Source organism: Bradyrhizobium sp., from assembly GCF_019242285.1.
Taxonomy (GTDB): domain Bacteria; phylum Pseudomonadota; class Alphaproteobacteria; order Rhizobiales; family Xanthobacteraceae; genus Bradyrhizobium.
The window spans coordinates 1-4,661 of sequence record NZ_JAFAVV010000178.1; the positions used below are offsets into that span (position 1 = coordinate 1).

Genomic DNA, 4,661 nt, shown 5'->3' on the forward strand with positions numbered 1-4,661 from the left:
CGCGACCACCAGATGCGGCTGCACCACGGCAAGCTCCCGCTCGTACCATTGGCGGCAGGCCTTGATTTCCGGCGTCACCGGTTTCTGATGCAGCCGGATTTTCCCGCGCGGCACGAATTTGAAGTGTTTCACCGCGTTGGTGACATAGACCTTTCGGCGGTCGATGCCGGCTTCCTCCAGCGCGCGGTCGAGCATCTGGCCCGCGGGACCGACGAACGGCTTGCCGGCGAGGTCCTCCTTGTCGCCGGGCTGCTCGCCGACCAGCATCACCTGCGCGTGCTTGGGGCCTTCGCCGAACACGGTCTGGGTCGCGTCCTTCCACAGCGGGCAGGCGCGGCAGGCGGCGGCTTCCTCGCGCAGCGTCTCGAGATCGCCTGCGGTTTCGGTCTTGCGGATCATGGCGGGCTCCGGCTTCTGTTGCTTCCTGTTCGGATCGGTGGCGGCGTCCTCGATCATGGCGCCGGTGCGCTGGCCCGCGCCCGCGATCAATGGCTTGATCAGGGGGGCCTCGGGGAGGTTATGCCAATATTTCTTCGGCATCTCCTTTTCCATCGCCTTCACTTTCAACCGTGCGGGATTGAAGATGCTGGCGTAGTAGCGCCGCCAGACTTCCTCCAGCCGGTCTTCACTGGGCGCCTCGGCGCGGCTCACGCCCTCCGTGAAGCTCAACGAGCCGCCGTCCCAATGCGCGCACAAATCGGGGGTGAGGATCGACCAGGGCATGTCGGCGAAGCGGCGGGCGAAGAACGGCGCCGCCAATTCCACGATGTGGTGCTCCGGCTCGAACCAGGCGACGAAATGCGATTTCGGGTCGCGGCCGACCTCGCGGAAGCGGACGAAGGCGTGCATCTTGTGCTCGTCGCGGCGCACCGCCCGCGCCATCGCATTGACCTCGGCGACGTCGGGATCGGTCGCGATCTCCAGCAGATCGTGATGGCTCTTCAGCCGCCACAACAGCCGATAGAGCCGTGCGAACCGTGCCGGCTCGCGGTGCAGGATGGCGGTCTGCGCCAACTCGACGAATTTGGCGGGGACGTTGAACGTGCCTTCCGCCACCTCCGGCAGCGGCGGTGCCGTCGTCACATCGAACAACTCCGGCTCGTTGCCCGCGACGCGCCAGCTCACCTCGTCCGGTTTCACGTTGTTCAACGCAAGCCTGCGCGCGGCCTTTCGCCAGCCTTCGATATCGGTTTCGCTGTCGAGGGTGACGACGTGCATCAAAAGCCAAATCCGAGCTGTCGCGCCTTCGGCTTGAACCGCGCCGCCAGCGCCGCACCGTCCAGAAGATGGGGCGAGGGACGGTGATCACTGAGAACGATGAACGGCAGCGCCTTGTTCCTCGGGATGTTGAGGCGGGCGAGGTCGGCGAGGCGAATGGTGGTGTTGCGGCGCGTGGCGATGATGCGATCGACCGCCTTGGTGCCGAAGCCGGGGACGCGCAACAGCTCCTCGCGGCTGGCGCGCGCGATGTCGAGCGGGAAGCGGTCGCGGTGCTTGAGCGCCCAGGCGAGCTTCGGGTCGATGTCGAGCGGCAGCATCCCGGCCTTGTCGTCCACGATCTCGCGCGCCGAAAAGCCATAGAAGCGCATCAGCCAGTCGGCCTGGTAGAGCCGGTGCTCGCGCACCAGAGGCGGCGGCTGCAAGGGCAACGCGCGGCTGGCGTCGGGGATCGGGCTGAAGGCCGAGTAATAGACCCGCTTCAACCGATAGGCGCCGTAGAGATTGGCGCTGGTGTCGAGGATGGCGCGATCGCTGGCCGCATCCGCGCCGACGATCATCTGCGTGCTCTGGCCGGCCGGCGCGAAGCGCGGCGGCCTTGTCCTGGTCACGTTGTTCGCCGCTTCCTTCGCCTCGTCGAGCCTGAGCCGCAGCCGTCCCATGGTGCGGCGGATCGCGCGTACGTCCTTCTCGGGAGCGAATCTCTTTAAGCTCGTCTCCGAGGGCATCTCGATGTTGATGCTGAGGCGGTCGGCATATTTTCCGGCTTCCGCGATCAGCGCGTCATCGGCTTCCGGAATCGTCTTCAGATGAATGTAGCCGCGGAAGCGATGCTCCTCGCGCAATTTGCGCGCGACCGCGATCACCTGCTCCATGGTGTAGTCGGCGCTGCGGATGATGCCGGAGGACAGGAACAGGCCTTCGATGTAGTTGCGGCGATAGAACGCGATCGTCAGTTTCACCACCTCGTCGATGGTGAAGCGCGCGCGGGCGACGTTGGAGGAGGCGCGGTTGACGCAGTAGAGGCAGTCGTAGTTGCAGGCATTGGTGAGCAGCACCTTCAACAGCGAGATGCAGCGGCCGTCCGGCGCATAGGAATGGCAGATGCCCATGCCGGGCGCGGTCGAGCCGAGACCCTTGCCGTCGCTGGAATCCCTTAGCTCCGTACCGCTGGATGCGCAGGAGGCGTCGTATTTGGCGGCATCCGCCAGGATCTCCAGCTTGCGCATGATATCCATCATCTGAATCCTCTTGATTCCGCTCACGAATCTCATTTGCGCCGATCCGGATTGACTCTGCTGGCGCCGTTAGCTTTATATTAGAACATATCATGAACGATTGGGCTGGCCAGTGGTTCTTATTCAGCCACGGCGGCAACCACCAAAAGGGAAGCGGCGCATGACCAGCGCACGCATGAGGACGCTTGCATCTTTGCGGGGCGACATCGCGCGCCTCGAGGCCCATCTCAAGGCCAATGGCGATGTGCTTGACCTGCGGCGTGTCGCGCTCGGGCATGCCGAGGCCGATGCGGTGCTGCAGGGCGGGCTTGCGGCCGGCGTGATGCATGAGGTGTTCGCGGAAGCCGGCCGGCAGACCTCGGCCGCCACCGGCTTTGTCGCGGGCCTCGCAGCGCGGGTCGCGGCGCGGCGGCCGCTGTTGTGGGTGCGGCAGGATTTCATCGAGCGGGAAACGGGCGCGTTGTCGCCGGGCGGCCTTGCCGAGCTCGGCCTCGATCCGCGCCGCCTGGTGACGGTGCGCGCTGCGGATGTCGAGAGCGCGCTGCGGACGGTCGCGGATGCGCTCGCCTGCGATGCGCTGGGCGCCGTGGTGCTGGAGGTCTGGGGCGCGGCGCGGCAGCTCGATCTGGTCGCAAGCCGCAAATTGACGCTGGCCGCCCAGGCCTCGGGCGTCACCGGGGTGTTGCTGCGGAGCGCGGCGCAGCCGGAGCCCTCGACGGCGGAAACCCGATGGATCGTGCGGGCAGCGCATTCGCCGCCGGCTGCGCCCTGGAGCGCGTGGGGCGCGCCGCTGTTCGACGCGCAACTGGTCCGCAACCGTCATGGTTCGCTCGGGCACTGGATCATGGAATGGAATTGCGATGAAGGAATTTTCAGAGCAGGGACGACGGCGCATTCTCAGCCTGTGGCTGCCACGCCTGCCCATCGATCGGATCAAGCGTCAGTTATCCGCCAGCGCCGCGCGGGCTGATGCTCACTCCAACAACACGGCCGGCCGGCTCCCTCCCCCGCAAGCGGGGGAGGGCGGGGGTGGGGGTGCCTCCACAAATGACACTGTTCGTATGGAGAGAGTTTCCCCCACCCGCATCGCATCTGTCGATGCGATGCGACCTCCCCCGCGCGCGGGGGAGGTGGAGCGAGCTGGCCCGAGCGTCGTCGTGCTCAAGCAGAACAATGCGCTGCAGCTCTATTCGCTCGATGAGGCCGCCGCGCTTTACGGCCTGCATGCAGGCCTGCCGCTCGCCAATGCGCGCGCCATCTGCCCCGAATTGCAGGTGTTCGACGCCGATCTCGCCGCCGACGCCAGGACGCTGAACGACATCGCCGACTGGTGCGACCGCTTCACGCCGCTGGTCGCGCTCGATCCGCCGCATGGCCTGTACCTCGACATCAGCGGTTGCGCGCATCTGTTCGGCGGTGAAGCGGCGTTGCTGCGGCTCGTGTGCGACGCACTCACCCTGCAAGGCTTCACTGTCAGCGCCGCGATCGCCTCGACCGCGGTCTGTGCGCGCACTTTGACCCGTCATGTCCATGGCCGCATCGTCGCCGATGGTGAGGAGGCCGAAGCAGTCGGCGCCTTGCCGGTTTCCGCGCTCGGTGCGGACGAGGCGATCGCCACAGGCCTGCGCCGCGCCGGGCTGAAGACCATCGGCGAGGTCGCCGCGCGCGCCTCGCATGAGATCGCGGCACGGTTCGGCTCCGCCTTCACGACATTGTTGGCGCATGCGCTGGGGCAGGGCGATGCGCCGATCAATCCGCGAAAACCCCTGCCCGACTACATCGTGGAGCAGCGCTTTGCCGAGCCGGTCGCGACCGACAATGTGATCTCGGCCACCCTGTCCCGGCTGGCGGCAACGCTGGTCGCCGCGATGGAGAAGCAGGGCAAGGGCGCGCGGCAGCTCGCGGCGAGCTTCTTCCGCACCGACGGCGCGGTGCGCGTGATCGAGGTCGAGACCGGCCGGCCGGTGACCCGGGTCGGGATGGTGGACCGCCTGTTCCGCGAGCGGCTGGAGGCGCTGAATGATCCGCTCGATCCCGGCTTCGGCTTCGACCTGATCCGGCTGGCCGCGAGCCGTACCGAGATCGTGGTGCAGGAGCAGCGCGATCTCGACAGCCATGTGCACGACAATGACGAGCTGGCCGCCTTGATCGACCGCATCGCCGCGCGGATCGGGCGCCATCGCATCGTCGTGCACCTGCCGCAGG

At 66.8% G+C, this 4,661-nt stretch carries 4 protein-coding genes; 2 read left to right on the forward strand and 2 right to left on the reverse strand.

Going from position 1 to position 4,661, the window contains the following annotated elements; all coding sequences use genetic code 11:
• A partial coding sequence (locus JOY90_RS06670) for a UdgX family uracil-DNA binding protein (RefSeq protein ID WP_291690358.1) occupies positions 1-1,218 on the reverse strand: 1,218 nt, incomplete at its 3' end.
• Positions 1,218-2,456, reverse strand: a complete 1,239-nt coding sequence (locus JOY90_RS06675) for a putative DNA modification/repair radical SAM protein (RefSeq protein WP_291690361.1) — start codon at positions 2,454-2,456, stop codon at positions 1,218-1,220. The genes JOY90_RS06675 and JOY90_RS06670, both read right to left, overlap by 1 nt.
• A gap of 160 nt (positions 2,457-2,616) precedes the next feature.
• On the opposite strand from JOY90_RS06675, the gene JOY90_RS06680 reads away from it, so the two are divergent.
• Positions 2,617-3,426: a DNA repair protein gene (locus JOY90_RS06680; protein ID WP_291690359.1), complete on the forward strand. Its 810-nt coding sequence runs from the start codon at positions 2,617-2,619 to the stop codon at positions 3,424-3,426.
• Positions 3,427-3,559: 133 nt separating this feature from the next.
• The coding region (locus tag JOY90_RS06685; protein WP_291690360.1) for a DNA polymerase Y family protein at positions 3,560-4,661 on the forward strand (1,102 nt) is incomplete at its 3' end.